Origin of the sequence: Collimonas sp. OK307, from assembly GCF_900113705.1 — a bacterium.
GTDB lineage: Bacteria > Pseudomonadota > Gammaproteobacteria > Burkholderiales > Burkholderiaceae_D > Collimonas.
This window is the reverse complement of sequence record NZ_FOQI01000013.1, coordinates 74,013-99,695: the sequence shown is the minus strand read 5'-3', so window position 1 is coordinate 99,695 and position 25,683 is coordinate 74,013. Positions and strand designations below refer to the sequence as shown.

Genomic DNA, 25,683 nt, shown 5'->3' with positions numbered 1-25,683 from the left:
ATACACACCCTGATTTACCTTTTGCTATCAGTCTTACTTCTTAAGCTGGCTTATCACGTCCGACAACATGGCGATCATCTGGTCGATTTCCGCAATCGTCACGTTCAGCGACGGCATGAAGCGCAGCAGGTTCGGCCGCGGCGAGTTCAGCAGCAGGCCGACCGGATTCAGGTCGCGTGCGATATCGACGATCTGCGGGCCGATGTCGCTCCCCAGTTTCAGTGCGCGCAACAAACCTTCGCCACGCTCGCCTTCGAGCCCGTGCTTTTCGGTAAGTTTCAACAACTCGCTGCTCAGGTAGGCACCCTTGTCTTTCACCGATTGCAGGAAACCTGGCGCCAGCAAGGTATTGATCACCGCGACGCCGACCGCCGTCATCAGCGGATTGCCATTGTAGGTACCGCCCTGGTCGCCGGCCTCGAAGCAGGCGATCTCTTCACGCGCGAGCAACGCCGCCAGCGGCACGCCGCCACCGATACCTTTACCGAGCGTCATGATATCCGGTGTGATGCCGGATAACTGATACGCGAACAGTTCGCCGCTGCGGCCCATGCCGGATTGCACTTCATCGACGATCAGCAAGACGTTGTGCTTCTTGGTCAGTTCGCGCAAGCCTTGCATGAATTCGCGTGTCGCCGGGATCACGCCGCTTTCGCCCTGTACCGGCTCCAGCATGACAGCGACGGTCTTGTCGTTGATCAGTTTTTCGACGCTGGCCAGATCGTTCAGTTCGGCTTTTGGAAATCCTGGCACTTGCGGTGCAAAAATCGTATCCCAGCCCGGTTTACCGCTGGCTGACATGGTGGCCAGGGTACGACCGTGAAAACTATGATTGAAAGTGATGATTTCAAAACGGTTCTGGCCGTCCTGGTTCGGATTCTTCTTGCCCCATTTGCGCGCCAGCTTGATCGCGCCTTCATTGGCCTCGGCACCGCTGTTCGTGAAAAACACCCGGTCGAAGCAGGAGTTGGCAGTCAGCAGGCGAGCCAGTTCAATCGAAGGCGCATTGTAAAAGGCCGGCGAAGGATTGATGATCTTCTTCGATTGTTCCAGCAGCGCATCCCGGATGCATTGCGGCGAGTGTCCCAGCGAATTGACGGCCCAGCCCTGCAGGTAATCCAGGTAACGCTTGCCGGTATGATCCGTCATCCACATGCCGTCGCCTTCGGTAAACACCAGAGGAGGGCGGTTGGTGATGTACATCAGGTCGTTGACCGGGTAATCGCTGAATTTCACGCTGTGTTCCATGTGCTTACTCCAAAATAAGGGCAAAAAAAAACCACAGGCATCGCCTGTGGCTTCGTGATCAATCGACGGTCACGCGCACGGCTTACCAGGCTGAGGTAATGGGCTACGGCGTCGCAACAATGTCTTGATCATGTTCATGACGCAAATATTAGGACCTTTTGTGTGGTGCGTCAAAAAATATTTGCGCCGTTGTTGTCGGCTGTTCCCACAAATTTCGGTGCTAGGACGCGAGATCCGCTTCTGAAGTAAACGAATCCGCATAAAACTCTTCGGCCGGCAGCTTGCACAGGGCGACAAAATCGCGTTGCGCCGATTCCACCACGATCGGCGCGCCGCAGGCATACACCTGGTAAGCGGACAGATCCGGCATGTCCTCAATCACCGCCTGATGGACGAAGCCGCTACGGCCCGTCCATTGATCTTCCGGCTGCGCATTCGAAATCACCGGCACGAACTTGAAGTTCGGCAGCGTGCTGGCCCATTCCTCGCACAACGCCATCATGTACAGGTCCTGTGGGCGGCGTCCGCCCCAGTACAAGGTGATCGGTCGCTGCGATTCGGTGTGGGCACATTGTTCGATCAGGGCCTTGATCGGGGCGAAACCGGTACCTGAGGCCAGCAGCACCATCGGCTTGTCCGAATCCTCACGCAGGAAAAAGGTGCCGAGCGGGCCTTCCAGGCGCAAGATGTCGCGCTCTTTCATGGTGGAAAATACCTGATCGGTAAACAAACCACCCGGCATGTGGCGGATATGCAACGTCAGGTATTCGTCCTTGTACGGCGCGTTGGCCATGCTGTAGCTGCGCCGCTTGCCGTCGCGCAACATGAATTCGACGTATTGGCCGGCCAGGTACTGCAGGCGTTCGTTAGCCGGCAACTGTAGTGACAATACGATGACGTCATCGGCCACCTTGTCGAGCTTGACCACGCGGGTCGGCATTTTACGTACTGGAAATTCGCCTATGCCAGCCACTTCGCGTGCTTCGATGGTAACGTCGGAATGTGGCGTGGCGCAGCAGAACAGGGCAAAGCCCAATTGCTCTTCCTTGACCGGCAGGGCTTTTTCCTGATGGGCGCCGTGGGTGATGTCGCCGTCCAGCAGCTTGCCTTTGCACGAACTGCATGCACCGTTTTTGCAACCGTAGGGGAGACCGACGCCGGCGCGGATGGCGGCATTGAGAATGGTCTCGCCTTCGTCGCAGCTGAATTGGCGACCGCTAGGCTGAACAGTTATCCGAAAACTCATACAATCCTGTAATGAAAAATATAAAACAAAACCATGACGGCAAGCCAGGCAAGCCGCGTCTGTTGATTCTCGGCTGCGGCGACGTGGGATTGCGCTTGGTAGCGCTGCTGAAGCATCGGTTTCGCGTATTCGCGGTAACCAGCCAGGCAGCTCGTTGCGCAGAATTGCGCGCTGCCGGAGCAATTCCGCTGGTGGCCGATCTTGATCAACCGTCAACACTGGGACGCCTGGCCCGCCTGGCGCAGATTGTCGTCCATCTGGCGCCGCCGCACTCTGCAGGTGAAAAAGACCAGCGTACCCGTAATCTGGCCGCCATTTTACCCGAGCGGGCCACTCTTGTTTATATCAGCACCACCGGTGTCTATGGCGATTGCGGTGGCGCGCTGATAGACGAAACCCGTGCCGTGAGTCCGCACAATGGCCGCGCCAGGCGTCGGGTCGATGCGGAACAGGTGTTGCGGGCCTGGGCACGGCGTCGCGGCGGGCGCCTGGCGATCCTGCGCGTGCCCGGAATTTACGCTGCAGACCGGCTACCGCTGGCCCGTTTGCAAAAGGCGACGCCGGCCCTGATCGACGACGACGACGTGTATACCAACCATATACATGCCGACGACCTGGCCCGGATCATCGTAGCGGCCGTCTTCAAGGCGTCGCCCCTGCGCATTTATCATGCGAGCGACGATTCCCAGTTGAAAATGGCGGAATACTTCGATCTGGTAGCCCGGGCTTTCGGCCTGCCGTTGTCGCCGCGGCTGCCGCGTGCCGAGCTGGAACAAGCGGTGTCGCCTATGTTGTTGTCCTTTATGTCGGAATCGCGCCGTTTGCAAAACCAGCGTATCAAGCAGGAGTTGGGAGTGCGCTTGCGCTATCCGGATGTACCGACGGCTTTGCCTGAGATGGTGGCGGCTGGCAAGCCAAAGGTCGGACAATAGAGCTATCAAAAATGCTATGAGCGGCTTCTATATCTGTTTTTCGCATAAGTATAGAAGTTATAAGTTGTTGTAAGGCGGAAAGTTGATCGATAAAGTGGAAAGTGAATAAAAAATCCACTTTATATACGCTAGCCGACTTAGGCCCGCGTTGCCAGACGACGCAAAGGCCCCCTTACCCCATGAAGTTATCTTTCCAGCATATCAACAAGCAATTCTCCGGCTTGCCGGTGATCGCCGATTTCAGCCGTGAGATCGAAGAAGGCGAACTGGTCGCCCTGGTCGGCCCGTCCGGCTGCGGTAAATCGACTTTATTGCATCTGGCGGCGGGCCTTGGCGCTCCCAGCAGCGGTGCGGTGCTGGCCGATGGCCAGGCGATCAAAGGTCCGCATCCCGAACGGATGTTGATGTTCCAGGAGAATGCGCTGTACCCGTGGCTGACGCTGGAAGCGAACGTGGCGTTGGCGTTGGAGTTGCAAAAAGTCAGCAAGGCCAACGCGCGTAAGCAAGCGCGCGACTGGCTTTCCAAAGTCAGCCTGCAGGGTTTCGAAGCTTACTATCCGCACCAGGTTTCAGGCGGCATGCGCCAACGCGCGGCGCTGGCGCGTGCCTTCATCACTAAACCTAAAGTATTACTGCTGGACGAGCCGTTTGGCGCGCTGGATGCGCTGACCCGCATGACCTTGCAGGATTCCCTGCGGCAGTTGATTCGGGAAGAGCGGCCGACGGTACTCTTGGTGACGCACGATGTCGACGAGGCTTTGTTCCTGGCCGACCGGATTCTGGTGTTTAGCCCGCGCCCGGCCAAAGTGCTGCGTGAATTCAATCTGAACCACCACGAGAAAACCCACGATTTATCCGAGTTTGCCGCCACCCGGCGGGAAATTCTTTGCCTGCTCGGGATTCAGGCAGAGCAAGACGCATTTGCAAAAAAACTTGAAGGAATTGCCGCATGAAATTCAGAATTCAATTAAAGCCGCTATTGCTGATTCCCGTATTGCTGCTAACACTGGCAAGCCACGCCGGCGCCGCCGAGAAATTCAAGATCGGTTACCTGCGAGTGATGGACGATGCGCAGGCGATCGCCGCCTTTGAAGGTGGTTTCTACAAGAAGCACGGCCTGGAAGTAGAACTGATCGAATTCAAATCCGGCACCGACCTGATCAAAGCCATCGTCGGCGGCCAGCTTGATAGCGGTGTGCTGGGCTTCACCAATGCCGCCGCCTGGGCTTCCAAAGGCGCCGATCTCAAGGTGGTGGCCGGTGCTCAGCATGGTTATCACGCCATCGTGGTGCGCGAGGATAGCGGCATCAAGGATGTGGCTGGATTGAAAGGGCACACCCTGGCATCGCAAGCGGAAGGCAGCACTGCCGATACCGTCCTCAAAGGCGTGACGCTCAAGAACGCCGGTTTGAAAGCCGACGACGTCAATATTCTCGGCGTCAGTCCGCAGGTGGCGGTGCAATCGCTGGTGGGCAAGCGCGTCGATGCCGCTTTCCTGTTCGAACCGCAAGCCAGCATTGCGAAGCTGGTGGCGCCGGTCAAGCAGATTTATGAAGTCGGCGAAGTCTGGCCTTTCCCTTGCATGGTGGTGATTACTTCCGGCGAGACTTTGGCCAAGCGTCGTGATGCGGTCTGGAAGTCGCTGGATGCGCAACGCGAAGCGATCGATCTTTTGCAAAAAGATCCGGCGGCAGCATCGAAACTGATCGCCGGCTATTTCATCGCCGATCCGACTCTGAAGACACTGAAGCACGGCGACCTGCCGCGTGAGACGGTGATCCGCGATGCGATCAAGAGCCAGACATTCAGCGCCGTGCTGACCGCCAAGGAACTGGCGCGCATGCAGGAACTGGCAAACATCCTGCAAGAGCAAGGTTCGCTCAAGACACGCGACGGCAAGCCGTTCAACGTCAATGCGATCATTGACCTGGACTGGCAAAAGGATCGCAAACTGTAACCCTGATTTTAACCACCCGGCATCGCCGGCCGCCCTGTCCCGGGCGGCCTTATTTCAACAACTACGTATTGTTTCGGTTCATCTATGAGTATTCAAAGCCGGCTGGTCGGTTACCGCAAAAAACTTGCCATGCTGCTGGCCATTTTGTTTATTTTCCTGTTGTGGCAGATTGCGGCGTGGTCCTTGCCTGATTTCCTGATGCCGGGCGTGTTGCCGGTGCTGGAGCGCTTGTGGCAAGAGGCGCTGACGCCGGAATTTCGTACCGCCCTGTGGGGTAGCCTGACCCGGCTCGGTGGCGGTTATGCGGTGGCAATGCTGTGCGGGATCGGCTTCGGCCTGATCGGCGCCGTCCTGTTTTTCTTCCGCGAAGTCCTGAAATCGGCCATCATCATCCTACAGTCGATTCCGTCGATTGCCTGGGTGCCGCTGTTTCTGATACTGATGGGTTTCGGTAATCTGCCGATCATGGTGGTCGTTGCATTGGCGGCATTTTTCCCGGCCGCATTGAGCGTCATGAATGCCACCGAAAGCGTGCAGCAGGTGCATGTGTCGGCAGCGCGGGTGATGGGCGCAACGCGTTGGGACATGTTGAAACGGGTGTATTTGCCGGCGGTCATGCCGGAACTGATTACCGGCGCCCAGCTGGCATTCGGTAACGCCTGGCGCGCGTTGATTTCGGCGGAAATGCTGATCGGTTTTGGCAAGGGGCTGGGGCGTACCCTGGCCTATGCCGGCGAAACTGCGGACATGGTCGGTGTGATGACCAATATTCTCGCGATTGCGATCCTGGCGGCGCTGATCGACCAGTTTATCCTGGAAAATCTGAAGCACAGGGTATTGCGCTACCAGTACGTCTGATCGTTTGATCAGGAACCAATGATCGTTATGCCGCCGTTTTCATTCCTCCGATTCGCGCTACTGTTACTTGCCTGTGCGCTGCAGCTTAGCGCTACAGCTGCGGCGGCCAGCTTGCAACAGATCAGGCAGCGCGGCCAATTGGTGGTTGGCGTCAGCTATGTCGTGCCGGAATATGCCGCGGGCGCAAAGTATCGGACTCCGGAAGGTTTCTACAACGCCGCCGCTGAAGATCTGGCGCAGCGCCTGGGTGTCACACTGCGGACGGTAAAAGTCACGGCGCAGAGTCGGCAGCAACTGCTGGCGCAGGGCAAAGTCGATCTGTTGCTGTTGAATCTGAAACAGGCCGATGCCGACACGCTGCGCGCACGCGCAACACTGCTGCCGACCAGCTATCAGGCACGCCCCAAACTGATCATGCGCAGCGATACCGACATCAAGCGCCTCGCGCAACTGCGCGGCCGCAGCGTATGCGTGGCGCGAGGCGGAGCCTATGTGGGCATCTTGGCGGCCAGCTATGGCGCCGTCGAAAAAGTAGTTAACGCGCCGGCCGACGCCTTGCTGGCGCTCAGGACCGGCGCCTGCGACGCCGCAGTACACGACGATGCAGTCTTGAACGGCATGCTTGACCTGCCCGAATGGAAAAAATTCTCGGCCAGCCTGCCGCTGGATGGTAGCCCGGCCACGCTGACCTTCGCGATCAGGCCGGCGGATACCGAGCTGGCTACCTATCTGCAGCAACTGAACGGCGCATGGGGCGATAGCGGCTACTGGGCCGACAATCGAAAAAAATGGATCAATAACGTCGCTTTCGAGGTCTACCTGGACCAGAACGTACCCGATTGCCACTGACCGCGCCGACTCGGCTTGCGTGTCACCCACCTTCACCTACCTTCAATTCGTTTCCTTCGTCGTCGGATAGCAACTAAAATCCGAGTCGGATCGAGTCATTTTGCCATCGAATCTACGGAGAACCTGCCGCATAAAAGAATTTAATGTGGCGGCGTCCCTGCTAGGATTCGATCTGCAAGAGACGTCCTTGGCACCCACGCCTGACGATGGGTGCCATTATTAAAAAAACACTATTATTAAAGACAGACGAAAGGATACGCCATGTACGCACGGACCAAATTGATGATGGTTATGTTGGCTGCATTCCCAGCGCTCGCGATGGCGCAGGAGACACAAGAAGTAAAAATCGGCTTCAGCAGCCCGTTGACCGGCCCTCAGGCATCTGCCGGCCGCGACAACCAAGGTGGCCTGGCCATGGCGATCGATAAGCTGAATGCCCAGGGCATGGTAATCGGCGGCAAGAAAATCAAGTTCGTCGCCCAGATGGAAGATGACCAAGCTGATCCGCGTTCCGGCGTCGGCGTAGCGCAAAAACTGGTCGACATGGGCGTCAAGGCAGTGGTCGGCCCTTACAACTCGGGCGTTACGATTCCTGCATCGCGCGTCTATAACGACGCCGGTATCGTGATGGGCACCGTTGCCTCCAATCCAAAAGTGACTTTGCAAGGCTTCCACTCGGTATTCCGGGTGGCAGCCAGCGACAGCCAGCTGGGTGGCAAGATGGCGCTGTACGCGGCCAAGGAACTGAAGGTCAAGACAGTGTCGATCATCGATGACCGCACTGCCTATGGCCAAGGCCTGGCGGAAGAGTTTTCGAAAGTCGCCAAAGCCAACGGCATCAAGGTGCTCGGCAATGACTTCACCAATGACAAGGCGACCGATTTCACCGCCATCCTGACCAGCATCAAGGCCAAGAAGCCTGACGCGATTTTCTACGGCGGCTATGCACCTCAGGGCGGCCCGATGACACGCCAGATGAAACAGTTGGGCGTGAGCGCCAAGTTCCTGGGCGGCGATGGCATCTGCTCGCCGGAAATGGGCCGTCTGGGCGGCGATGCGATTACCGACCAGGTGTATTGCACACAGGGCGGCGCCTTGCTGGACAAGCTCGCTTCAGGTAAAACTTTCGCGGCAGACTACCAGAAACGTTACAGCCGTCCTGCAGAAACCTATGCGGCATCGTTCTACGACGGCATGATGCTGATTGCACAGGCGATGAAGGAAGCCAATTCGGTAGAGCCTAAGCAATACGTATCGGCGATGGAAAAAATTCATTACAAGGGTGTAGCCGGCTCTTATGAATTCGACGCCAACCACGATCTGAAGCAATCGCCGGTAACGGTTTATCGCTTCAAGGCCGGTGTGCCGGAAGCGCTGACCAGCTACTAACCAGCTTATGCGCGGGCACCTGTGCCCACGCTACCTGAGCGGTTGGACGTAGGGTGGGCAAGTTTTCTTTGCCCACCCTGCACAATATTCGCAATTTTCTTCAAACAAAATCCCCCATGTTAAGTTACACACGCACCATACATACGGTAGATGCGCACACCGGCGGTGAGCCGTTGCGCATCGTGATTTCCGGTTTGCCGCCGGTACCGGGCAAGACGATTCTCGAGCGCCGCAGCTGGCTCAAGGCACAGCGCGACGACGTCCGCCAGTTCCTGATGAACGAGCCGCGCGGACATGCCGACATGTACGGTGCGTATCTGTTGCCGCCAGTGACGCCGGCCGCCGATTTTGGCGTGATCTTCATCCATAACGAAGGTTATAGCGACATGTGCGGCCACGGCATCATCGCGCTCGGTAAAGTGCTGGTGGAACTCAATCATGTGGAACGTACGATACCGCTGACACGCATCGGCTTTGATACCCCCGCCGGCTTCATCGAAGCGCAGGTCGAGTGGGACGGCACACGCGCTGGCGCCGTCACTTTCCGCAATGTGCCGGCATTTATTTATCAGCGCGATGTCGAGGTCGAGACACCGAGCTTTGGCAAAGTCACCGGTGATATCGTTTTCGGCGGCGCTTTCTACTACTACATGAATGCCGATCAGACCGGGCTCAAGATCAAGCCGGAGCTGGTACGCAACCTGATCCAGCTGGGCGCGGAAACCAAGCAGGCGGTCAAGGACAAAGTCAAAATCCAGCATCCGCTGGAGCCGGGCCTGGATACCTTGTACGGCACCATCGTCGACGGTGCACCGAACGATCCGAATGCGGATCAAGCCAATGTCTGCATCTTTGCCGACCGTGAGGTAGACCGTTCGCCGACCGGTACCGGCACTTCGGGCCGCGCCGCGCAATTGTTCCTGCGGCAGAAACTGGCATTGAATCAAACATTGGTGAACGAAAGCATTGTCGGCAGTTGTTTCAAGGTTCGGGTGACCGGCACTACCAAAGTCGGCGAATTCGATGCAGTGCATACTGAAGTGACCGGTAACGCCCACATCATGGGTTTCAACCAGTGGGTGCTGGAAGATAGCGATCCGTTCCCGCAGGGCTTCTTCTTGCGCTGATTTGCGCCGATTCTTTTTTATCGTCAAAACAATATGCAAATTCTCGACGCCGAAAGTACCGCCGCCGCACTGCCTTATTCCGAGCTGGTGCCTGCGCTGGTAACTGTTGCGCAACAACTGCGTGAAGGCACGATCAACGCGCCCGAGCGCATGGTGGTGGAAATCGACAAGGCCAGCGTACTGTTATGCATGCCGGCTATCGCTGCCGATATCGGCATGACCAAGCTGATCACTGTGCATGCCAATAACGCGCAGTACCAGTTGCCGGCGATTCAGGGCGAAGTGGTAGTGTTCGACGCCGCCAGCGGCCGCCGCCTGGCGTTGTTGCATGGTCCTACCGTTACTGCGCGCCGGACGGCCGCGGTAAGTTTGCTCGGTATCGAAGCCTTGCTGCCGTTCCAGCCGAAATCCGCACTGCTGATCGGCACCGGGGTGCAAGCAATCGCGCATGCCGACGGTCTGATCGACTATTTTGGCGTCAATGAATTCTGGGTAGCGGCCCGCGACATGCAAAAGACCCGGGAATTTTGCGATGCCTTGTTGTTGCGTCATCCGCACATCGTCGTCAAGCCGCTGGACGCCGCCACGCTGGCCACCGATTTACCGCCCACAGACGTCCTGATAGCCTTGACCACTTCGCGCACCGCTGTGATTCCTGCCAATATCGCCGCGAACACGTTGGCGATCGGCGTAGGGGCCTTCAAGCCGGACATGGTGGAGTTCCCGGCCGAGCTTTTGCACAGCCGCACCGTGGTGGTCGACTGCCTGGCCGGCGCCAGGCATGAAGCCGGCGATTTGCTGCAAGCGCAGATCGACTGGAGCAAAGTGCGTGAATTGCCCGAGGTGCTGGCGCATGGCTTTACCCGGGAAACGCTGCTGCCGGTATATAAAACCGTCGGCCAGGCCGCGTGGGACCTGGCGGCGGCGCGCGTCGCGATTGCATCGCTTGCGCGCGCATGAAGGGCTAACGTGATTCGTAACGCCGTAGAAGCCGATTGCATGAGCCTAACCGCGCTGTCTATCCAGGTCTGGCTGCACACCTATGCCACCGAAGGCGTCAGCGACGACCTGGCGCGGGAGGTACTGTCGACTTTTACGCCGGCGTATTTCCGCGAGATCATCGCCGATCCCGATTACTGCTTGTTTGTGAAAGTGGACGGAGAAAATCTGCTTGGGTATATCCTGCTTGATCTGGATTCGCGCTGCGAGGAAAATAATTTCGGGGGGATCGAGGTCGACACGCTATACGTCCAGGAACATTTTCACGGGCGCGGTATCGGCCGCGCGCTGTTAGGGCACGCGATCGACAGCGTCGGCGCCAGGCTCTGGCTGACGGCCTGGGCCGGCAATGGTCAGGCGCTGGCCTTTTACCGCGCCTATGGCTTCGTCGACATCGGTATTGCCTGGCACGTATTCGAAGACCAGAAATATGAGAACCGGATACTTGCCTATCAAAAAGCATGAATCCGGAATGGTTGTAACTGAACTGCTTTCTCAGCCTGAAAAAAACTCCTCAAGCACCCGACCAAGGCAATCCGGCCTTGCACCAGCCATTGACGTTTTTGCGATGGCCATTGTTATCCTTGTCGCCTTCGAAACCTTCCAAAATATTGAAGCAATTGCTGTAGCCGTTTTCGGTGGCCAGCTTGGCCGCATGTTGCGAGCGCACGCCCGAGCGGCACAGGAATAATAAAGGCGTTCCTTTTTCCGCAACCTGCGCCAGTTGCGCCAGGAAATCAGGATTCTGCACACCGCCCGGATATTGCGACCATTGCACCGCGGCGTGCTGCGGCTCGCGGATCGCCACCCGGCCAACCCAGTCGCGTTCAGCATTGGTGCGGACATCTACCAGGATTGTGGCGACATCGCTCTCCAATAGAGAGAAGGCCTCGTTCGGCGTGACGGCGCCGGCATAGGGGAGATGATCATTTTGACCACGTTGTTTGGCAGTGGTCAGTATTTCGTTGCTGCTAGTCATGGAATTTCTCCTGCGAAATGTTGGTTTCCGTGATGATGATTTATTTAAATTTCAATCGCACTAAATTGGTGCTAATCCATGATTTATTCAGGTGCATGCACAAAAATGGTGCTCTCAAAGTTCGTCGCACCTGTTTGGTGATTCAGTATTGCTCCAATGGCAAGGCTAACCATGTAAAAAGGTAAATAAAGCCTTCTAAACAAGCGAATTGCAAGCTAATTACTAAACCAAATAAGCATTATTTCCCAAACGGATGGTGGCATGGATTCTGCTATCATCCTGCACTGAGTTCTGGTCGTACTGAATTGCTGTCCGGTCTGAGGATGCTCACTACCTGTCCATGATGTTACTGCGACGCTGAGATCCGCGTGCAACAGATCCTGAGCAGGTCACACAATTTAAATTGCAGTACTTTCATATTTTAGGAGATTCACATGGCAATGACGGCCGCAGAAGTCTTGAAAATGGCAAAAGACAACGAAGTCAAATTCGTTGATTTTCGCTTCGCTGACACCAAAGGCAAGGAGCAGCACGTAACTGTTCCGGTCTCTCATTTCGATATCGATAAATTTGAGTCGGGTCATGCATTTGACGGTTCTTCTATTGCTGGTTGGAAGGGTATTGAAGCCTCCGACATGTTGTTGATGCCGGATCCGAACACCGCCAACATCGACCCGTTCATGGAAGAAACCACATTGTTCATGCAATGTGACGTGATCGAACCATCCGACGGCAAGGGCTACGACCGCGACCCGCGTTCGATCGCCAAGCGCGCTGAAGCCTATCTGAAAGCTTCCGGCCTGGGCGACACCGCTTATTTCGGTCCAGAACCAGAATTCTTCATTTTCGACGACGTCCGTTGGGGTTCCGATATGTCGGGCTGCTTTGTCAAGATCGGTTCCGAAGAAGCTTCATGGAGCACCGGCGCCAAGCTCGAAGGCGGCAACACCGGCCATCGTCCAACCGTCAAGGGCGGCTATTTCCCAGTACCTCCAGTCGACAGCTTCCAGGACATGCGTTCGGAAATGTGCCTGATCCTGGAATCGCTGGGCATCCCGGTTGAAGTGCATCACCACGAAGTGGCTGGCGCCGGCCAAAATGAAATCGGCACCAAGTTCTCGACTCTGGTTGAGCGCGCCGACTGGACCCAGAACATGAAATATGTGATCTGGAACGTTGCCCACACCTACGGCAAGACTGCTACTTTCATGCCTAAGCCTATCGTTGGCGACAACGGTTCCGGCATGCACGTGCATCAATCGGTCTGGAAAGACGGCAAGAACCTGTTCGCTGGCGACGGTTATGCAGGCCTGTCCGAATTCGCGCTGTTCTACATCGGCGGCATCATCAAGCACGCCAAGGCACTGAACGCGATCACCAACCCAGGCACCAACTCGTACAAGCGTCTGGTTCCAGGTTACGAAGCACCGGTCAAGCTGGCTTACTCGGCACGTAACCGTTCGGCTTCGATCCGTATTCCGCACGTTGCGAATCCGAAGGGCCGTCGTATCGAAACCCGTTTCCCGGATCCGCTGGCTAACCCGTACCTGTGCTTCTCGGCATTGCTGATGGCCGGTCTGGACGGCGTGCAGAACAAGATCCATCCGGGTGAAGCAGCATCGAAAGATCTGTACCATCTGCCACCAGAAGAAGACAAACTGATCCCTACCGTTTGCGCTTCGCTGGAAGAGGCTCTGGAAGCGCTGGACAAGGATCGCGAGTTCCTGACCCGTGGCGGCGTATTCAGCGACAGCATGATCGATGCTTACCTGGACTTGAAAATGCAGGAAGTTCAACGCTACCGCATGACAACCCACCCGATCGAATTCGACATGTACTATTCGGTATAAGTCATAAGTTAATTCGTAAGTTTTGAAGGCCTGCCTTGCCTTGCGCAAGGCTGACCGGCAAGATAAAAAGGACGGGAGATTTTTCCTGTCCTTTTGTTTTTTTTGCATGCTTGTTTTCTTTATCGGCGTATCGTAATTTAGTAATTTATATTGTGTAGGATCGTTTGTCATTGCAAGTTTCTTGACATAAACTAGCGTCTCGATTGACGATTGAATTGCGAAGAAAGTCTATGAAGCGTCCACTGTTGCGTTTTTCCCGGGGATTCCTGCTGTTGGCAGCGGCCAGCATGTTTGGCGGCATGTTCAGCGCCACCGTGCGCGCCCAAAGCGAAGTGTTTCTGTGCGTTGACCAGAACGGCGTCAAGGAATACAAGAACACCGGCGATACCAAGGGCTGTAAACGCGTCAGTTTGCCGCCGTTGACTGTGACGTCGTCCAGCAAGTCGAGCGGGGGCGGAGGCGCGGCTTCGAGCAAGCCCGCGGCATCGACGCCGTCCGATTTCCCGAAGGTGGATAACGGCACGCAAAAGGCGCGCGACAACGATCGCCGCCAGATCTTGCAGGATGAGATGAAGAGTGAGCAGGAGCGCCTGGCCAATCTCAAGAAAGACTACAACGATGGCACGCCGGACCGGCAAGGCAACGAACGCAATTACGCCAAGTATCAGGAACGGGTGGCATCCATGAAAGAAGATATTGCCCGCAGCGAGAAAAATATCGACGCCCTCAACCGGGAACTGTCGAATCTCAAGTAATACCGCGCATGGTATCAACCTTGCTTAATCCATAAGGCCGCTACTGCGGCCTTTATTTTTGCCTATCCGGTTTAAGATAACGCATGAGCCGGACGCACCATAATGTGGCGATCCTGCATGTTACCCACCGACATTGCTTACAAAGCTTGTTATGCTCGGAAAATGCACCATTTCAATCACGAAGATAGTGTTAATGACGTCGAGGCGCCACTGTCTGCCTGGATCGGGCTTTTTAATAAGGATGCCAGGATGTCAATAAAAATCACCGAACGGAACGCACTTGCCAGCCTGGATCTGCTGGCGTCTGCGGTACTCGTGCTGGATCAGCATGGCAGGTTGGTATTTGCCAATGCCGCCGCGGAAAATCTGCTGGAAAGCTCCTGCCGCTTGCTGTTACAGCAGACCCTGTCAGACCTGTTCCTGAATCCGGAGCAGCTGATTGCGATTTACCAGCAAGCGCTGCAACATCAATTCGACGATTCGCGCCAGGACCTGATCCTGGAACGCATGGGGCGCGAACCATTGTGGGTCGACACCATCGTCACCGCGCTCGACAATCCCGACATGCCGGTGTTGATCGAGCTGCGCGAAAATGTGCAGCAACTCAAGCTGGAGCGCGAGGAACGCCTGATCGACCAGAGCCAGGTCAACAAAGAGCTGATCCGCAACCTGGCGCACGAAATCAAGAATCCTTTGGGCGGCATCCGCGGCGCCGCCCAGTTGCTGGAGCTGGAGTTGCCGGAGCGCCACCTCAAGGAATTGCGCGAATACACGCAAGTCATCATCAAGGAAGCCGATCGCCTGCAGACCCTGGTGGACCGCCTGCTGGCGCCGCACCGGTTGGCGCAGATCGTCGGCGACGTCAATATCCATGAAGTGTGCGAGCGGGTACGCAGCCTGATCGTCGCTGAATTTCCGAGCGGCTTGAGCATCAAGCGCGATTACGATCTGTCGATTCCGCAGTTCCGTGGCGACAAGGAACAACTGATCCAGGCGATTTTGAATATTGCCCACAACGCTGCACAAGCCCTGAGCGAACGTATCAAAGCGGGCGATGCCGAACTGATTTTCCAGAGTCGGGTAGTGCGGCAGGTGACCTTGGCCAAGGTGCGTTACCGGCTGGCACTAGACTTGCATATCATCGACAATGGACCTGGCATCCCGGCCGAGATTCAGGAACGCATTTTCTATCCGCTGGTATCGGGACGCGATGGCGGCAGCGGTTTGGGTTTGACGCTGGCGCAAACCTTTGTGCAGCAGCACATGGGTGTCATCGAATGCGAAAGCCGGCCGGGATATACAGATTTCAGAATTCTGATACCGCTACCTTGATGCCTGCCTGCAAGATGGGCAAGTTGATAGTGCGGCTTCATCGCGATGACAAACAGTTTAAAGGACTGCGTTCTTGACGCAGCAGAAACCACATGAAACCAATCTGGATTGTTGACGACGACGAATCGATTCGATGGGTGCTTGAAAAAGCGCTGGCCCGCGAAAACCTGAGTACCAAGAGTTTCTCTAATGCGCGCGATGCAATCGAAGCGTTGCAATCGAGCACGCCGCAGGTGCTGGTCTCCGATATCCGCATGCCGGGCGCGTCCGGCCTGGAGTTGCTGCAAACCGTCAAAGCCAAGTTCCCCGGCGTACCGGTGATCATCATCACCGCTTTTTCCGATCTTGATTCCGCGGTTGCCGCATTTCAGGGCGGCGCCTTCGAATACCTGGCCAAGCCGTTCGATGTCGACAAGGCGGTCGAACTGATCCGGCGTGCGCTGGAAGAAAGCTTGCGCGAAGCGAATGTCGAGCAAGCGTCTGCCGAGACACCGGAGATACTGGGACAGGCACCGGCGATGCAGGATGTATTTCGCGCCATCGGTCGCTTGTCGCAATCGAATGTTACGGTGCTGATCACCGGCGAATCGGGCACCGGTAAAGAGCTGGTGGCGCGTGCCCTGCACAAGCATAGCCCGCGCGCGGCGCAGCCGTTCATCGCCCTTAACACCGCGGCGATTCCGAAGGATTTGCTGGAGTCGGAACTGTTCGGCCATGAGCGCGGCGCATTTACCGGCGCCCAGGCATCGCGCCGCGGCCGCTTTGAACAAGCCGAAGGCGGCACCCTGTTCCTGGATGAAATCGGCGACATGCCGTTTGATTTACAGACCCGGTTGCTGCGGGTTTTGTCGGACGGCCATTTCTATCGGGTGGGCGGCCACCAGTCGTTGAAGGCCAACGTCCGGGTTATCGCCGCGACCCACCAGAACCTGGAGATCCGGGTCCGGGAAGGTTTGTTCCGGGAAGACTTGTATCATCGTTTGAACGTGATCAGGCTGCGTCTGCCGAGCTTGCGCGAGCGGCGCGAAGATATCCCGATCCTGACCCGCTACTTCCTTAGCCAGAGCGCCAAGCAACTTGGTGTTGAAAGCAAGCGGGTATCCGATAACGCCATGCGTTTCATGAGCGGCCTGGACTTGCCGGGCAACGTCCGTCAGCTGGAAAACCTGTGCAACTGGATTACCGTGATGGCGCCCGGCCAGACTGTCGAGGTCAAGGATTTGCCGCAAGATCTGGTTGGCGGCCGCGATCAAAGCCTGCAGCTGGAAAGCCCGGCAAACCGGCCGGTAGCGTTCGACCCGCATCTTGCAGCGCCAGTCGCCGCCACGCATTATCCCGATGCATCGTCGTCGACGCCGCTTGGGCAAGTCGCCGTCAGTGGCGAGATGCAAAACGAAAAGCAGAGCTGGATCGCTTTGCTGGAGGTGGAAGCCGCGCAAATGCTCAGCAATGGCGACGCCGACGTGATGGATGTGCTGGGCCGGCAATTTGAATCGGCTTTGATCAAGATTGCATTGCGTCATACCCATGGGCGCAAGAACGATGCCGCGGTACGTCTCGGCATCGGACGCAATACCATCACGCGCAAAATTCAGGAATTAGGCATAGCCGGCGCCAAGGACGATTGACTCCGGAACAGACAAAGCAAGGCCGCGCCCCGCGGTCTTGTTGTTTCCGCAATTTACGCGGCGGGCAGCGTGCTGCCGAATCTCAACCCGATCCTCAGTTCCATCAGATTGCGCAGTTCGCGCACATAATTACCTACAAACGAACAACAGACAGACAATAAGATTATTCGTCTGTCGGTGAATTTTATGGCCGCAGAAGATTTAAAATTTGTCTCGATTGGCGAACGCAAATAACGTCTGTGTGCAAAATGGCAATGCGGACGTTAGGGCGAGCCAACGAATTTCCTCGTGGTTATCAACGACGGGGGCTTTGCATGCTTATTTGCTTACTTATCGCCTTGGGGCCGGGACAACATGACTGCTTTTAACGTAATGAATTCTTACCGTATTGCTTCAGCTTTAACACTTACCGCCTTGCTGGCAGCATGCGGTTCCAGCGTGCCACTGGCTGACACCAAGCCGGAAGCGACCTTGCCGAATGTCTTGAACCTTGCGCCGACGCCGACAGCGAGTTTGGTTACCGGTAATTTTTATTGCGAATTGAGTAACCGGGTTGATGTCGCCAATACCGCCAATGGTGAAGTCAAGTTGACATGGAAAGGGCGCAGCTACCCGATGACTACGGTCAGCACTACCACCGGCGCGGTGCGGCTGGAAGATAAGGCCAGCGGCCTGGTGTGGATCCAGATTCCAGCCAAGTCGATGCTGCTCAATTCCAGGCAGGGGCAGCAGCTGGCTAACGAATGCAAGGTGCGCTGAGTCCTTGAGTTTGCGGCGCCGGGGTTTGTGAGAAGAGTATTGTAAGCATTACTTATTGGGTTGATCAGGTTGGTGTAACAGATGCTGGTGCAACGGATGTTGGCGTAACAGATTCATTTCTGGCTTCAATTCTCATCTGACAAGGAAAACAATGTCCGCCCACATCTCCAACGTCCGTCCAAAATACGACAAGGTGCTGATCGATATCGTCGATTATGTGACCGGGTACAAGATCACATCCAAGGTCGCTTATGACACCGCACGCAACTGTCTGATCGATACCTTGGGTTGTGGCCTGGAAGCGTTAGAGTACCCGGCCTGTAAAAAACTGATGGGGCCGGTCGTTCCTGGCACCGTGGTGCCAAACGGCGCCAAAGTGCCGGGCACGTCATTCCAGCTCGACCCGATCCAGGCTGCGTTCAATATCGGCGCCATGATTCGCTGGCTGGATTTCAACGATACCTGGCTGGCAGCGGAATGGGGGCATCCATCGGATAACCTGGGCGGTATCCTGGCCACCGCCGACTGGCTTTCGCGCAACGCCATCGCCGCCGGCAAGAAGCCGTTGAAGATGAAAGACGTGCTGACCGCCATGATCAAGGCGCACGAAATCCAGGGCTGTATCGCGCTCGAAAACTCCTTCAACAAGGTCGGCCTGGATCATGTTGTACTGGTCAAGGTGGCGTCGACCGCGGTGGTAGCGGAGATGATGGGCCTGACACGCGAAGAAATCCTCAACGCGGTGTCGCTGGCATGGGTCGACGGCCAGTCGCTGCGCACCTATCGCCATGCGCCGAATACCGGCTCGCGCAAATCCTGGGCTGCCGGCGATGCTACTTCGCGCGCGGTGCGCCTGGCCTTGATCGCTAAGACCGGCGAAATGGGTTATCCATCGGTGCTGACGGCCAAGACCTGGGGGTTTTACGACGTGCTGTTCAAAGGCCAGCCGTTCAGGTTCCAGCGCAAGTACGCGTCGTATGTCATGGAAAACGTGCTGTTCAAGATTTCCTTCCCGGCCGAGTTTCACGCGCAAACCGCAGTCGAAGCTGCCATGACTTTGCATGCCGCGTTGGTCAAGGCTGGCAAACCGCTGGAGGAGATCAGGCAGATCACGATCCGTACCCACGAAGCCTGCATCCGTATCATCGACAAGAAAGGTCCGCTGAACAATCCGGCCGACCGCGACCACTGCATCCAGTACATGGTCGCGGTGCCGCTTATTTTCGGCCGCCTGACCGCTGGCGACTATGAAGACAAGATCGCATCTGATAAACGTATCGACGCCTTGCGCGACAAGATCGTTTGTGTCGAAGACAAGGCATTCACCAAGGATTACCACGATCCTGAGAAGCGCTCGATCGCCAATGCCTTGACGGTTGAATTCAAGGATGGCAAGAAGCTCAAGGAAATCGTGGTCGAATACCCGATCGGCCATGCACGCCGCCGCAAGGAAGGTATCCCGCTGCTGGAAGCCAAGTTCAAGATCAACCTGGCGCGCCAGTTGTCGCTCAAGCAGCAGAAAAAAATCCTGGAGATTTCGCTTGATCAGAAAAAACTGGAGGACATGGCGGTCAATGAGTATCTCGATTTGTATGTGATATAAAGTCCATGCGTAACCTTATAAAAATACGTGGGAAAAAAATACCCACCCGACGATTCTTTCAAGAAGCGAGGAGACAGCATGAGTTTCGCCACCTTTTACCAACGCTCGATCACCGATCCATCGACATTCTGGACCGAGCAAGCCCGGCGGATCGACTGGCACCATCCGTTCTCGCGGGTACTCGATGACAGCCGGCCGCCTTTCGCCAAATGGTTTGTCGATGGCACCACCAACCTGTGTCACAACGCAGTCGATCGCTGGGTGGCAACGCGTGGCGACCAACCCGCCCTGATTGCGATTTCGACCGAGACGAATACTGAAAAAACCTATTCCTTTCGCGAGCTGCAGGCGGAAGTCAATCGCACTGCAGCCATCATGCAGGCGCTAGGCGTGGGCCGCGGCGATCGTGTCCTGATCTACATGCCGATGATTGCCGAGGCGACGTTTGCCATGCTGGCTTGCGCCCGCATCGGCGCCATTCACTCAGTGGTGTTCGGCGGCTTTGCCTCGAGCAGCCTGGCGAGCCGGATTGACGACGCAACGCCGAAGTTGATCGTCTCCGCCGACGCCGGTTCGCGCGGCGGCAAAGTGATTGCTTATAAGGGTTTGCTGGACGAGGCGATCAAGCTGGCGCAACACAAGCCGGCGCATGTGTTGCTGGTTGACCGCGGCCTGGCGCCAATGGAGGTGGTGGCGGAGCGGGATGTCGATTATGCGGAGCAACGCCAACGTCACATCGACGCCAAGGTACCGGTAGCCTGGCTGGAATCGAACGAGCCTTCCTATATCCTGTACACCTCCGGCACCACCGGCAAGCCAAAGGGCGTGCAGCGCGATGTCGGCGGTTACGCGGTGGCGCTGGCCACCTCCATGGACACCATCTTTTGCAGCAAGCCGGGCGGCACATTTTTCTGCACCTCCGATATCGGTTGGGTGGTCGGCCATTCCTACATCGTGTATGGGCCTTTGATCGCGGGCATGGCGACGGTGCTATATGAAGGTTTGCCGGTCCGCCCTGACGGCGGCATCTGGTGGAGTATCGTCGAGAAGTACAAGGTGACGCGGATGTTCTCGGCGCCGACCGCGATCCGGGTGCTGAAAAAGCAGCCGCCGGAGCTGATGCAGAAATACGACCTGTCGTCCCTGCAGGCGCTATACCTGGCCGGAGAGCCGCTGGATGAAACTACTTCCAGCTGGATTTCCGCGGCCCTTGGCGTACCCGTCATCGATAACTATTGGCAAACCGAATCCGGCTGGCCGATCATGACGATCGCCAAGAACATCGAAAACAAGCCGAGCAGATTAGGCAGCCCCGGTGTGCCGATGTATGGCTACAAAGTACAACTGCTGAACGAGACCACCGGCGAGTTATGCGGCGCCAATGAAAAGGGCGTGGTCGTGATCGAATGGCCATTGCCACCGGGCTGCATGCAAACCATCTATGGCGACGACCGGCGTTGTATCGATACCTATTGGGCGACGCATTTGCCTGGCTCCGAACGCGCGGTCTATTCGACCTTCGACTGGGGAATTCGCGATGACGATGGTTACTACTTCATTCTCGGACGCACCGACGATGTCATCAATGTCGCCGGTCATCGGCTTGGCACGCGCGAAATAGAAGAAAGTATTTCCAGCCACCCGAACGTGTCTGAAGTGGCCGTGGTCGGTGTCGAAGACAAGCTGAAAGGGCAGGTGGCCGTGGCCTTTGTGATTCCCAAGGTTGCCGACAATACGGCACAGGGACGGGCCACGCTGGAAGCGGAAATCATGCGTGTGGTTGACAAGCAGATCGGCAGCCTCGGCCGGCCGGCGCGGGTGTATGTGGTCGGGCTGTTGCCGAAAACCCGTTCCGGAAAACTGCTGCGCCGTTCCATCCAGGCGATCTGCGAGGGACGCGATCCAGGAGATTTGCCGACCATTGAAGATCCGTCTTCCTTGCAGCAGATCAAGGATGCCTTGCTCGCCTGATGTTGTCTATTTGATGGCGGCTGCCTGGCACGGCGATTGCACGGTATGATTGTGCATTCGCCCAAGTAACCTGACATATAGCCATGACCCACATCATTCGCCCGGCAACTATCGCCGATGCAGCCGCCATTTGCGACGTCTACAATCCTTATATCCTCGATACCGTCATCAGTTTTGAAACCGAAACGGTGACGCCCGAGCAAATGGGACATCGCATCCTCGATATAACCTCCCAATTTCCCTGGCTGGTATGTGTCGAGGATGGAAAGATTCTCGGTTATGCCTACGCCACCAAATGGCGTGCGCGCGTGGCTTACCAGCATGCCGTCGAGGCTTCTGTATATTTGTCGCCCGCAGCGGGTGGCAAGGGATTCGGTAGTGCGCTGTATCGCGCCTTGATCGCCGAATTAAAGAAGTTGCCGGTGCATGTTGTGATCGGCGGTATCGCCTTGCCAAATGCTGCCAGCATCGCGTTGCACGAAAAAATGGGCTTTGAAAAAGTGGCGCACTTCGCGCAAGTCGGTAAAAAATTCGAACGCTGGATCGATGTAGGTTATTGGCAACGGGTGTTGTGATGACGCAGCCATCGCCGTTGCCAATTGTGGATGGCGTCGCACCAAGCTATCTGTGGCTGCCGGTCGGCGAATGGCCGAATTTGCTGGCATTTCTGATACAGCGTTTCCCCGCCATTGATAGCGCTACCTGGGTAGCCCGCATGGCGCGCGGCGAGGTAGTCGACGGCAATGGCTTGCGTTTGATGCCGGATAGTCCTTACCGGCGTGGCATGTGTATTTTCTATTATCGCGAGCCGCCGGCCGAGACGCCGATTCCGTTTGAAGAAACCATCTTGTACCAGGATGAGCGGATACTGGTGGCTGACAAACCGCATTTTCTGCCGATGATTCCGAGCGGGCGTTTTCTGCACGAGACTTTGCTGGTACGACTTAAGAAAAAAACCGGCCTGGCAGATTTGACGCCGATCCACCGCCTGGATAGGGAAACTGCCGGTGTAGTGATTTTTTCCCACGACATCGGCAGCCGCGGCGCTTACCAGTCGTTGTTCCAGCAACGTCTGGTCGACAAGACTTATGAGGCGTTGGCGCCGACCGCGCCGGATCTGGCATTGCCGCTGGTGTATCGCAGCCGCATGGTGGAGGGCACGCCGTTTTTCCGCATGCAGGAAGTGGCGGGCGAGCCGAATTCGGAGACGCGCATCGAGCTGATCGAGCGGCGCGCGACATGCAGCTTGTACCGCCTGCGCCCGCTGACCGGCAAGAAACATCAACTGCGCGTACATTTGGCAGCATTGGGAATACCGATTATCAACGATGCCTTTTATCCCGATGTGTATCCCTGCAAAGGCGATGATCTGTCGACGCCCTTGAAGTTGCTGGCGCGGGAAATTGCTTTCGTCGATCCGCTGGACGGGCGGCCGCGGCGCTTCACAAGTCAGCGCGAACTGTAACGAAATTGAAGATTGTTGGAACAGATGACAAAGATGATAAAGATCAGGAATATCAGGAGAGCGCGATGAGATCAACTCGAGCCACAGCGGCGGTAGAACGTCTCAATGCCCGTAGCACCGATGTCCGGTACTCGATGGTAAGGACCGCAGAGGAATTGTTTTACCTGACGCAGAACGCCGGTTTTGATGCGCCGATCCGCTTGAGCGAGGCGTTGGAGCTGGATGATTTTGTCAGGTTCGTCAATGCTTACGGCCCGCAAAAACCGAAGCGCGTCAGCAAACTCGACGTTGCATTTGAAAAGCAGTTGCAGAAGAAAGAGTAACGCGCAATGGACGGCCGCCGGCCCGATAGTGCAACCGTACACGCCATCCTGGTGCATGGCATGGGGCGCACGCCGGTATCGATGCTGTTGCTCGCCAAACGGCTGCGCGCAGCAGGAATCACCACCCATCTGTTCGCTTATTCGGCCGCGTTTGAACGCTGGCTGCCCTGCGTCGAACGGCTCAGTAAATTCATCACGGCCCGCGTCGGCGACCAACGCTTCATCATCATTGGCCATTCGCTTGGTTGCGTGCTGACACGTGCCGTATTGCCGCACCTGGCGCGGGCGCCCGAGCTGGGCGTGTTCCTGGCGCCGCCGACCATGGCCTCCAGCTATGCGATCAAGCTGGCGCAGTGGCGTTTGTTCCGGTTGCTGACAGGCGAAATGGGGCAGTTGCTGGCACGCCAGGATTTCATGGATAGCTTGCCGGTTCCGGATATTCCGTTGCGCGTGTATGCCGGCATCAAAGGTCCGCGCGGTAGCTGGATGCCGTTCGGCGATGAGCCGAACGATGGCATCCTGTCGGTGAAAGAGGTGCAGCTGGGCACGATACCGGTGCAGCTGCTGCCGACTATCCATACCGTCATCATGAATTCACGTCAGGTGGCCAGCGATATCGTGGCTGCCGTGAATTCACGCGCATAGCCATAAGCGGTTAGCGGCTCAACACCGGACTTGCCGGTATCAGATCGCCACCGGCGTGATGGCCTTTGATGCGCAGCACCATTACCGCTGCCACGATGCAAGCCGCGCCCATCAGCACCGACGATAGGGTATAGCTGCCTAGGCTGTTACGCAGCGAGCCGGCCAGCATGGTGGCGCTGGCGGCGCCGAGTTGATGGCCGGCGACGATCCAGCCAAACACGATAGGCGCAGCCAGGCGGCCGAATACATCATTCGCCAAACGCACAGTGGGCGGTACCGTTGCGATCCAGTCCAATCCATAAAACAAGGCGAATACCGGTAGTCCGAAATAGCTGAGGCCGAATGCATGCGGCAGGAAAATCAAGGCCACGCCGCGCAACCAGTAATACCAGAACAGCAGCACCCGCGGGCTATAACGGTCCGACAGCCAGCCGGACATGGTAGTGCCGACCAGATCCAGCATGCCCATCGCAGCCAGGATGCTGGCGCCGCCGACAGCTGTAATGCCATAGTCGCCGCACATGGCGATGAAATGCGAACCGATGTAGCCGTTGGTGCTCATGCCGCAAATGAAGAAGCTGAAGAACAGCAGCCAGAAATCGCGAATCTTGACCGCTTTGCCCAAAGCCTGGAACGCGATCGTCAATGGATTTCTGGATTTGCTGGCAGTGTCTGGCGGTAGTTCTTCAAACTGGCCGTAGCGTTTCATGCCGATATCTTGCGGACGTTCCGGCAAAAAGATCGCCACCAGCGGGATCGCCAACGCCGCTACGCTGGCCACCAGGATGGCGACCGAGCGCCAGCCGTAATGCTCGACCATGTAAGCCATCAACGGCAGGAACACCATCTGGCCGGTGGCGGAGCTGGCCGTCAGCAAGCCCATCGCCAGGCCGCGGCGGGTTTCAAACCAGCGGCTGACGATCGTTGCAGCCAACGTATTGGCGGCGACGCCGCTACCGGCTCCCACCAGGATGCCCCAGGCCAGCACCATATGCCACGGCATGGTCATGAAGGTACTGAGGAAAGTACCGACCGCCAGCAACACCAGCGCCCCCAGCACGATCGGGCGGATACCGTAGCGCTGCATGGCGGCCGCCGAAAATGGTCCAATCAAGCCGTACAGTGCGATATTGACGGAGATGACGAAGGAGATGGTAGTGACGCTCCAGCCGAATTCATGTTCCAGCGGCAGGATCATCACCGATGGCGTGGCGCGGATGCCGGCAGCGGCCAGCAACACCAGGAAAGTGATGCCGACGATGATCCACACGTAACTGAAACGTGTGCGCGACATGATGGCTTGTATGGTCCGGTTCATAAAATGGCGTTTTCGTTTTGTTCAAATTTTGCGTTTGCGTCATCGACCAGATTCATCAGGGCTTGATGCGTCTGGTCGCCCAATATCGTATTGATTACATCTTGTGCCTTGCGCCAGTTAGGCATCGATTGCTGCCACTTGCGCTGACCATCGGTGCTCAGGCTGACGCCGAACGAGCGCTTGTCTGTCAGCATTTCCAGCGGCAGATCGACTGTCTCTATCCAGCCTGCTGCAATCAAGGGTTTGAGAGTGCGGCTCATCGTGCTGCGATCCATGCCCATGTTGTTAGCCAGCGGAATCACACCGATGGGGCCATATTTACCGATCCGGGCCAGCAAGGAATACTGGCTGATGGTGAGCTCGTCGGCGGCAAGGTAATGATCGTAGATATTCGTCATCTTGCGGGTCAGCTGCCGCAGCGTCGAGCAACTGCATTGACTATTCATCATG

Annotated in this window: 25 protein-coding genes; 20 read left to right on the top strand and 5 right to left on the bottom strand. The window is 56.8% G+C overall.

Annotation, left to right across the window (positions count from 1 at the left end; all coding sequences use genetic code 11):
- Positions 1-33: 33 nt before the first annotated feature.
- Positions 34-1,236: an acetylornithine transaminase gene (locus BM205_RS16985; RefSeq protein WP_092416117.1), complete on the bottom strand. Its 1,203-nt coding sequence runs from the start codon at positions 1,234-1,236 to the stop codon at positions 34-36.
- Between the two features lie 232 nt (positions 1,237-1,468).
- Complete coding sequence (locus tag BM205_RS16980) at positions 1,469-2,494, bottom strand: CDP-6-deoxy-delta-3,4-glucoseen reductase (protein ID WP_092416047.1); 1,026 nt, start codon at positions 2,492-2,494, stop codon at positions 1,469-1,471.
- Positions 2,495-2,505: 11 nt separating this feature from the next.
- Here BM205_RS16980 and BM205_RS16975 point away from each other — a divergent pair, with 11 nt between their 5' ends.
- From BM205_RS16975 to BM205_RS16935, 9 genes are all read left to right on the top strand, one after another.
- A complete protein-coding gene (locus BM205_RS16975; RefSeq protein WP_092416046.1) occupies positions 2,506-3,426 on the top strand; it encodes an SDR family oxidoreductase in 921 nt (306 codons plus the stop codon).
- Positions 3,427-3,605: 179 nt separating this feature from the next.
- Positions 3,606-4,379, top strand: a complete 774-nt coding sequence (locus BM205_RS16970) for an ABC transporter ATP-binding protein (protein WP_092416045.1) — start codon at positions 3,606-3,608, stop codon at positions 4,377-4,379.
- A complete protein-coding gene (locus BM205_RS16965; protein ID WP_371326505.1) occupies positions 4,376-5,383 on the top strand; it encodes an ABC transporter substrate-binding protein in 1,008 nt (335 codons plus the stop codon). The genes BM205_RS16970 and BM205_RS16965 overlap by 4 nt, the downstream gene beginning before the upstream one ends.
- Before the next feature lie 84 nt (positions 5,384-5,467).
- Positions 5,468-6,241, top strand: coding sequence for an ABC transporter permease (locus BM205_RS16960; protein WP_092416044.1), 774 nt, complete (start codon positions 5,468-5,470; stop codon positions 6,239-6,241).
- 18 nt (positions 6,242-6,259) lie between these two features.
- Positions 6,260-7,090 (top strand): transporter substrate-binding domain-containing protein, encoded by an 831-nt coding sequence (locus BM205_RS16955; protein WP_092416043.1) that lies wholly within the window; start codon positions 6,260-6,262, stop codon positions 7,088-7,090.
- Positions 7,091-7,351: 261 nt separating this feature from the next.
- Positions 7,352-8,479 (top strand): branched-chain amino acid ABC transporter substrate-binding protein, encoded by a 1,128-nt coding sequence (locus BM205_RS16950; RefSeq protein WP_092416042.1) that lies wholly within the window; start codon positions 7,352-7,354, stop codon positions 8,477-8,479.
- Between the two features lie 116 nt (positions 8,480-8,595).
- A complete protein-coding gene (gene lhpH, locus BM205_RS16945; protein ID WP_092416041.1) occupies positions 8,596-9,606 on the top strand; it encodes a trans-3-hydroxy-L-proline dehydratase in 1,011 nt (336 codons plus the stop codon).
- A 33-nt stretch (positions 9,607-9,639) separates the two neighbouring features.
- On the top strand, positions 9,640-10,566 hold the full coding sequence (locus BM205_RS16940; RefSeq protein ID WP_092416040.1) for a delta(1)-pyrroline-2-carboxylate reductase family protein: 927 nt from the start codon (positions 9,640-9,642) through the stop codon (positions 10,564-10,566).
- Positions 10,567-10,605: 39 nt separating this feature from the next.
- Positions 10,606-11,070 (top strand): GNAT family N-acetyltransferase, encoded by a 465-nt coding sequence (locus BM205_RS16935; RefSeq protein WP_092416039.1) that lies wholly within the window; start codon positions 10,606-10,608, stop codon positions 11,068-11,070.
- Between the two features lie 49 nt (positions 11,071-11,119).
- On the opposite strand, the gene BM205_RS16930 is transcribed toward BM205_RS16935, so the two are convergent.
- Complete coding sequence (locus BM205_RS16930; RefSeq protein WP_092416038.1) at positions 11,120-11,584, bottom strand: rhodanese-like domain-containing protein; 465 nt, start codon at positions 11,582-11,584, stop codon at positions 11,120-11,122.
- 434 nt (positions 11,585-12,018) lie between these two features.
- On the opposite strand from BM205_RS16930, the gene glnA reads away from it, so the two are divergent.
- The 11 genes from glnA (at position 12,019) to BM205_RS16875 (ending at position 23,915) form a co-directional block, all read left to right on the top strand.
- The gene (glnA, locus tag BM205_RS16925; RefSeq protein WP_092416037.1) at positions 12,019-13,434 is read left to right on the top strand and encodes a type I glutamate--ammonia ligase; all 1,416 of its coding nucleotides are present in this window, start codon (positions 12,019-12,021) and stop codon (positions 13,432-13,434) included.
- Positions 13,435-13,664: 230 nt separating this feature from the next.
- Positions 13,665-14,189 (top strand): DUF4124 domain-containing protein, encoded by a 525-nt coding sequence (locus BM205_RS16920; RefSeq protein WP_254783930.1) that lies wholly within the window; start codon positions 13,665-13,667, stop codon positions 14,187-14,189.
- Positions 14,190-14,438: 249 nt separating this feature from the next.
- A complete protein-coding gene (glnL, locus tag BM205_RS16915) occupies positions 14,439-15,521 on the top strand; it encodes a nitrogen regulation protein NR(II) (protein WP_092416114.1) in 1,083 nt (360 codons plus the stop codon).
- 92 nt (positions 15,522-15,613) lie between these two features.
- Positions 15,614-17,149 carry a nitrogen regulation protein NR(I) gene (ntrC, locus tag BM205_RS16910; RefSeq protein ID WP_092416036.1) on the top strand — a complete coding sequence of 512 codons (1,536 nt, stop codon included), beginning with the start codon at positions 15,614-15,616 and terminating at the stop codon, positions 17,147-17,149.
- A 354-nt stretch (positions 17,150-17,503) separates the two neighbouring features.
- The gene (locus tag BM205_RS16905; protein WP_092416113.1) at positions 17,504-17,908 is read left to right on the top strand and encodes a hypothetical protein; all 405 of its coding nucleotides are present in this window, start codon (positions 17,504-17,506) and stop codon (positions 17,906-17,908) included.
- Positions 17,909-18,059: 151 nt separating this feature from the next.
- A complete protein-coding gene (locus BM205_RS16900) occupies positions 18,060-19,511 on the top strand; it encodes a bifunctional 2-methylcitrate dehydratase/aconitate hydratase (protein ID WP_092416035.1) in 1,452 nt (483 codons plus the stop codon).
- A gap of 27 nt (positions 19,512-19,538) precedes the next feature.
- A complete protein-coding gene (locus BM205_RS16895; protein WP_092416034.1) occupies positions 19,539-21,482 on the top strand; it encodes a propionate--CoA ligase in 1,944 nt (647 codons plus the stop codon).
- 83 nt (positions 21,483-21,565) lie between these two features.
- Entirely contained in the window at positions 21,566-22,057 is a 492-nt protein-coding gene (locus BM205_RS16890) for an arsinothricin resistance N-acetyltransferase ArsN1 family B (RefSeq protein ID WP_175511302.1), read from the top strand.
- The gene (locus tag BM205_RS16885) at positions 22,057-22,947 is read left to right on the top strand and encodes an RluA family pseudouridine synthase (RefSeq protein ID WP_092416033.1); all 891 of its coding nucleotides are present in this window, start codon (positions 22,057-22,059) and stop codon (positions 22,945-22,947) included. The genes BM205_RS16890 and BM205_RS16885 overlap by 1 nt, the downstream gene beginning before the upstream one ends.
- Positions 22,948-23,012: 65 nt before the next feature.
- A complete protein-coding gene (locus tag BM205_RS16880) occupies positions 23,013-23,270 on the top strand; it encodes a hypothetical protein (protein ID WP_092416032.1) in 258 nt (85 codons plus the stop codon).
- A gap of 6 nt (positions 23,271-23,276) precedes the next feature.
- Complete coding sequence (locus tag BM205_RS16875; protein ID WP_092416031.1) at positions 23,277-23,915, top strand: esterase/lipase family protein; 639 nt, start codon at positions 23,277-23,279, stop codon at positions 23,913-23,915.
- A 10-nt stretch (positions 23,916-23,925) separates the two neighbouring features.
- On the opposite strand, the gene BM205_RS16870 is transcribed toward BM205_RS16875, so the two are convergent.
- Both BM205_RS16870 and BM205_RS16865 read right to left on the bottom strand, forming a co-directional pair.
- Positions 23,926-25,233: an MFS transporter gene (locus tag BM205_RS16870; protein ID WP_092416030.1), complete on the bottom strand. Its 1,308-nt coding sequence runs from the start codon at positions 25,231-25,233 to the stop codon at positions 23,926-23,928.
- Positions 25,230-25,682 (bottom strand): MarR family winged helix-turn-helix transcriptional regulator, encoded by a 453-nt coding sequence (locus BM205_RS16865; protein ID WP_371326504.1) that lies wholly within the window; start codon positions 25,680-25,682, stop codon positions 25,230-25,232. The genes BM205_RS16870 and BM205_RS16865 overlap by 4 nt, the downstream gene beginning before the upstream one ends.
- Between the last annotated feature and the right edge of the window lies 1 nt (position 25,683).

Bases quoted from the DNA above. Each gene is read 5' to 3' on its own strand.
- BM205_RS16980 (WP_092416047.1), bottom strand. From the start codon at position 2,494: ATGAGTTTTCGGATAACTGTTCAGCCTAGCGGTCGCCAATTCAGCTGC.
- BM205_RS16975 (WP_092416046.1), top strand. From the start codon at position 2,506: ATGAAAAATATAAAACAAAACCATGACGGCAAGCCAGGCAAGCCGCGT.
- BM205_RS16970 (WP_092416045.1), top strand. From the start codon at position 3,606: ATGAAGTTATCTTTCCAGCATATCAACAAGCAATTCTCCGGCTTGCCG.
- BM205_RS16965 (WP_371326505.1), top strand. From the start codon at position 4,376: ATGAAATTCAGAATTCAATTAAAGCCGCTATTGCTGATTCCCGTATTG.
- BM205_RS16960 (WP_092416044.1), top strand. From the start codon at position 5,468: ATGAGTATTCAAAGCCGGCTGGTCGGTTACCGCAAAAAACTTGCCATG.
- BM205_RS16955 (WP_092416043.1), top strand. From the start codon at position 6,260: ATGATCGTTATGCCGCCGTTTTCATTCCTCCGATTCGCGCTACTGTTA.
- BM205_RS16950 (WP_092416042.1), top strand. From the start codon at position 7,352: ATGTACGCACGGACCAAATTGATGATGGTTATGTTGGCTGCATTCCCA.
- lhpH (WP_092416041.1), top strand. From the start codon at position 8,596: ATGTTAAGTTACACACGCACCATACATACGGTAGATGCGCACACCGGC.
- BM205_RS16940 (WP_092416040.1), top strand. From the start codon at position 9,640: ATGCAAATTCTCGACGCCGAAAGTACCGCCGCCGCACTGCCTTATTCC.
- BM205_RS16935 (WP_092416039.1), top strand. From the start codon at position 10,606: ATGAGCCTAACCGCGCTGTCTATCCAGGTCTGGCTGCACACCTATGCC.
- BM205_RS16930 (WP_092416038.1), bottom strand. From the start codon at position 11,584: ATGACTAGCAGCAACGAAATACTGACCACTGCCAAACAACGTGGTCAA.
- glnA (WP_092416037.1), top strand. From the start codon at position 12,019: ATGGCAATGACGGCCGCAGAAGTCTTGAAAATGGCAAAAGACAACGAA.
- BM205_RS16920 (WP_254783930.1), top strand. From the start codon at position 13,665: ATGAAGCGTCCACTGTTGCGTTTTTCCCGGGGATTCCTGCTGTTGGCA.
- glnL (WP_092416114.1), top strand. From the start codon at position 14,439: ATGTCAATAAAAATCACCGAACGGAACGCACTTGCCAGCCTGGATCTG.
- ntrC (WP_092416036.1), top strand. From the start codon at position 15,614: ATGAAACCAATCTGGATTGTTGACGACGACGAATCGATTCGATGGGTG.
- BM205_RS16905 (WP_092416113.1), top strand. From the start codon at position 17,504: ATGACTGCTTTTAACGTAATGAATTCTTACCGTATTGCTTCAGCTTTA.
- BM205_RS16900 (WP_092416035.1), top strand. From the start codon at position 18,060: ATGTCCGCCCACATCTCCAACGTCCGTCCAAAATACGACAAGGTGCTG.
- BM205_RS16890 (WP_175511302.1), top strand. From the start codon at position 21,566: ATGACCCACATCATTCGCCCGGCAACTATCGCCGATGCAGCCGCCATT.
- BM205_RS16885 (WP_092416033.1), top strand. From the start codon at position 22,057: ATGACGCAGCCATCGCCGTTGCCAATTGTGGATGGCGTCGCACCAAGC.
- BM205_RS16880 (WP_092416032.1), top strand. From the start codon at position 23,013: ATGAGATCAACTCGAGCCACAGCGGCGGTAGAACGTCTCAATGCCCGT.
- BM205_RS16875 (WP_092416031.1), top strand. From the start codon at position 23,277: ATGGACGGCCGCCGGCCCGATAGTGCAACCGTACACGCCATCCTGGTG.
- BM205_RS16870 (WP_092416030.1), bottom strand. From the start codon at position 25,233: ATGAACCGGACCATACAAGCCATCATGTCGCGCACACGTTTCAGTTAC.
- BM205_RS16865 (WP_371326504.1), bottom strand. From the start codon at position 25,682: ATGATGAATAGTCAATGCAGTTGCTCGACGCTGCGGCAGCTGACCCGC.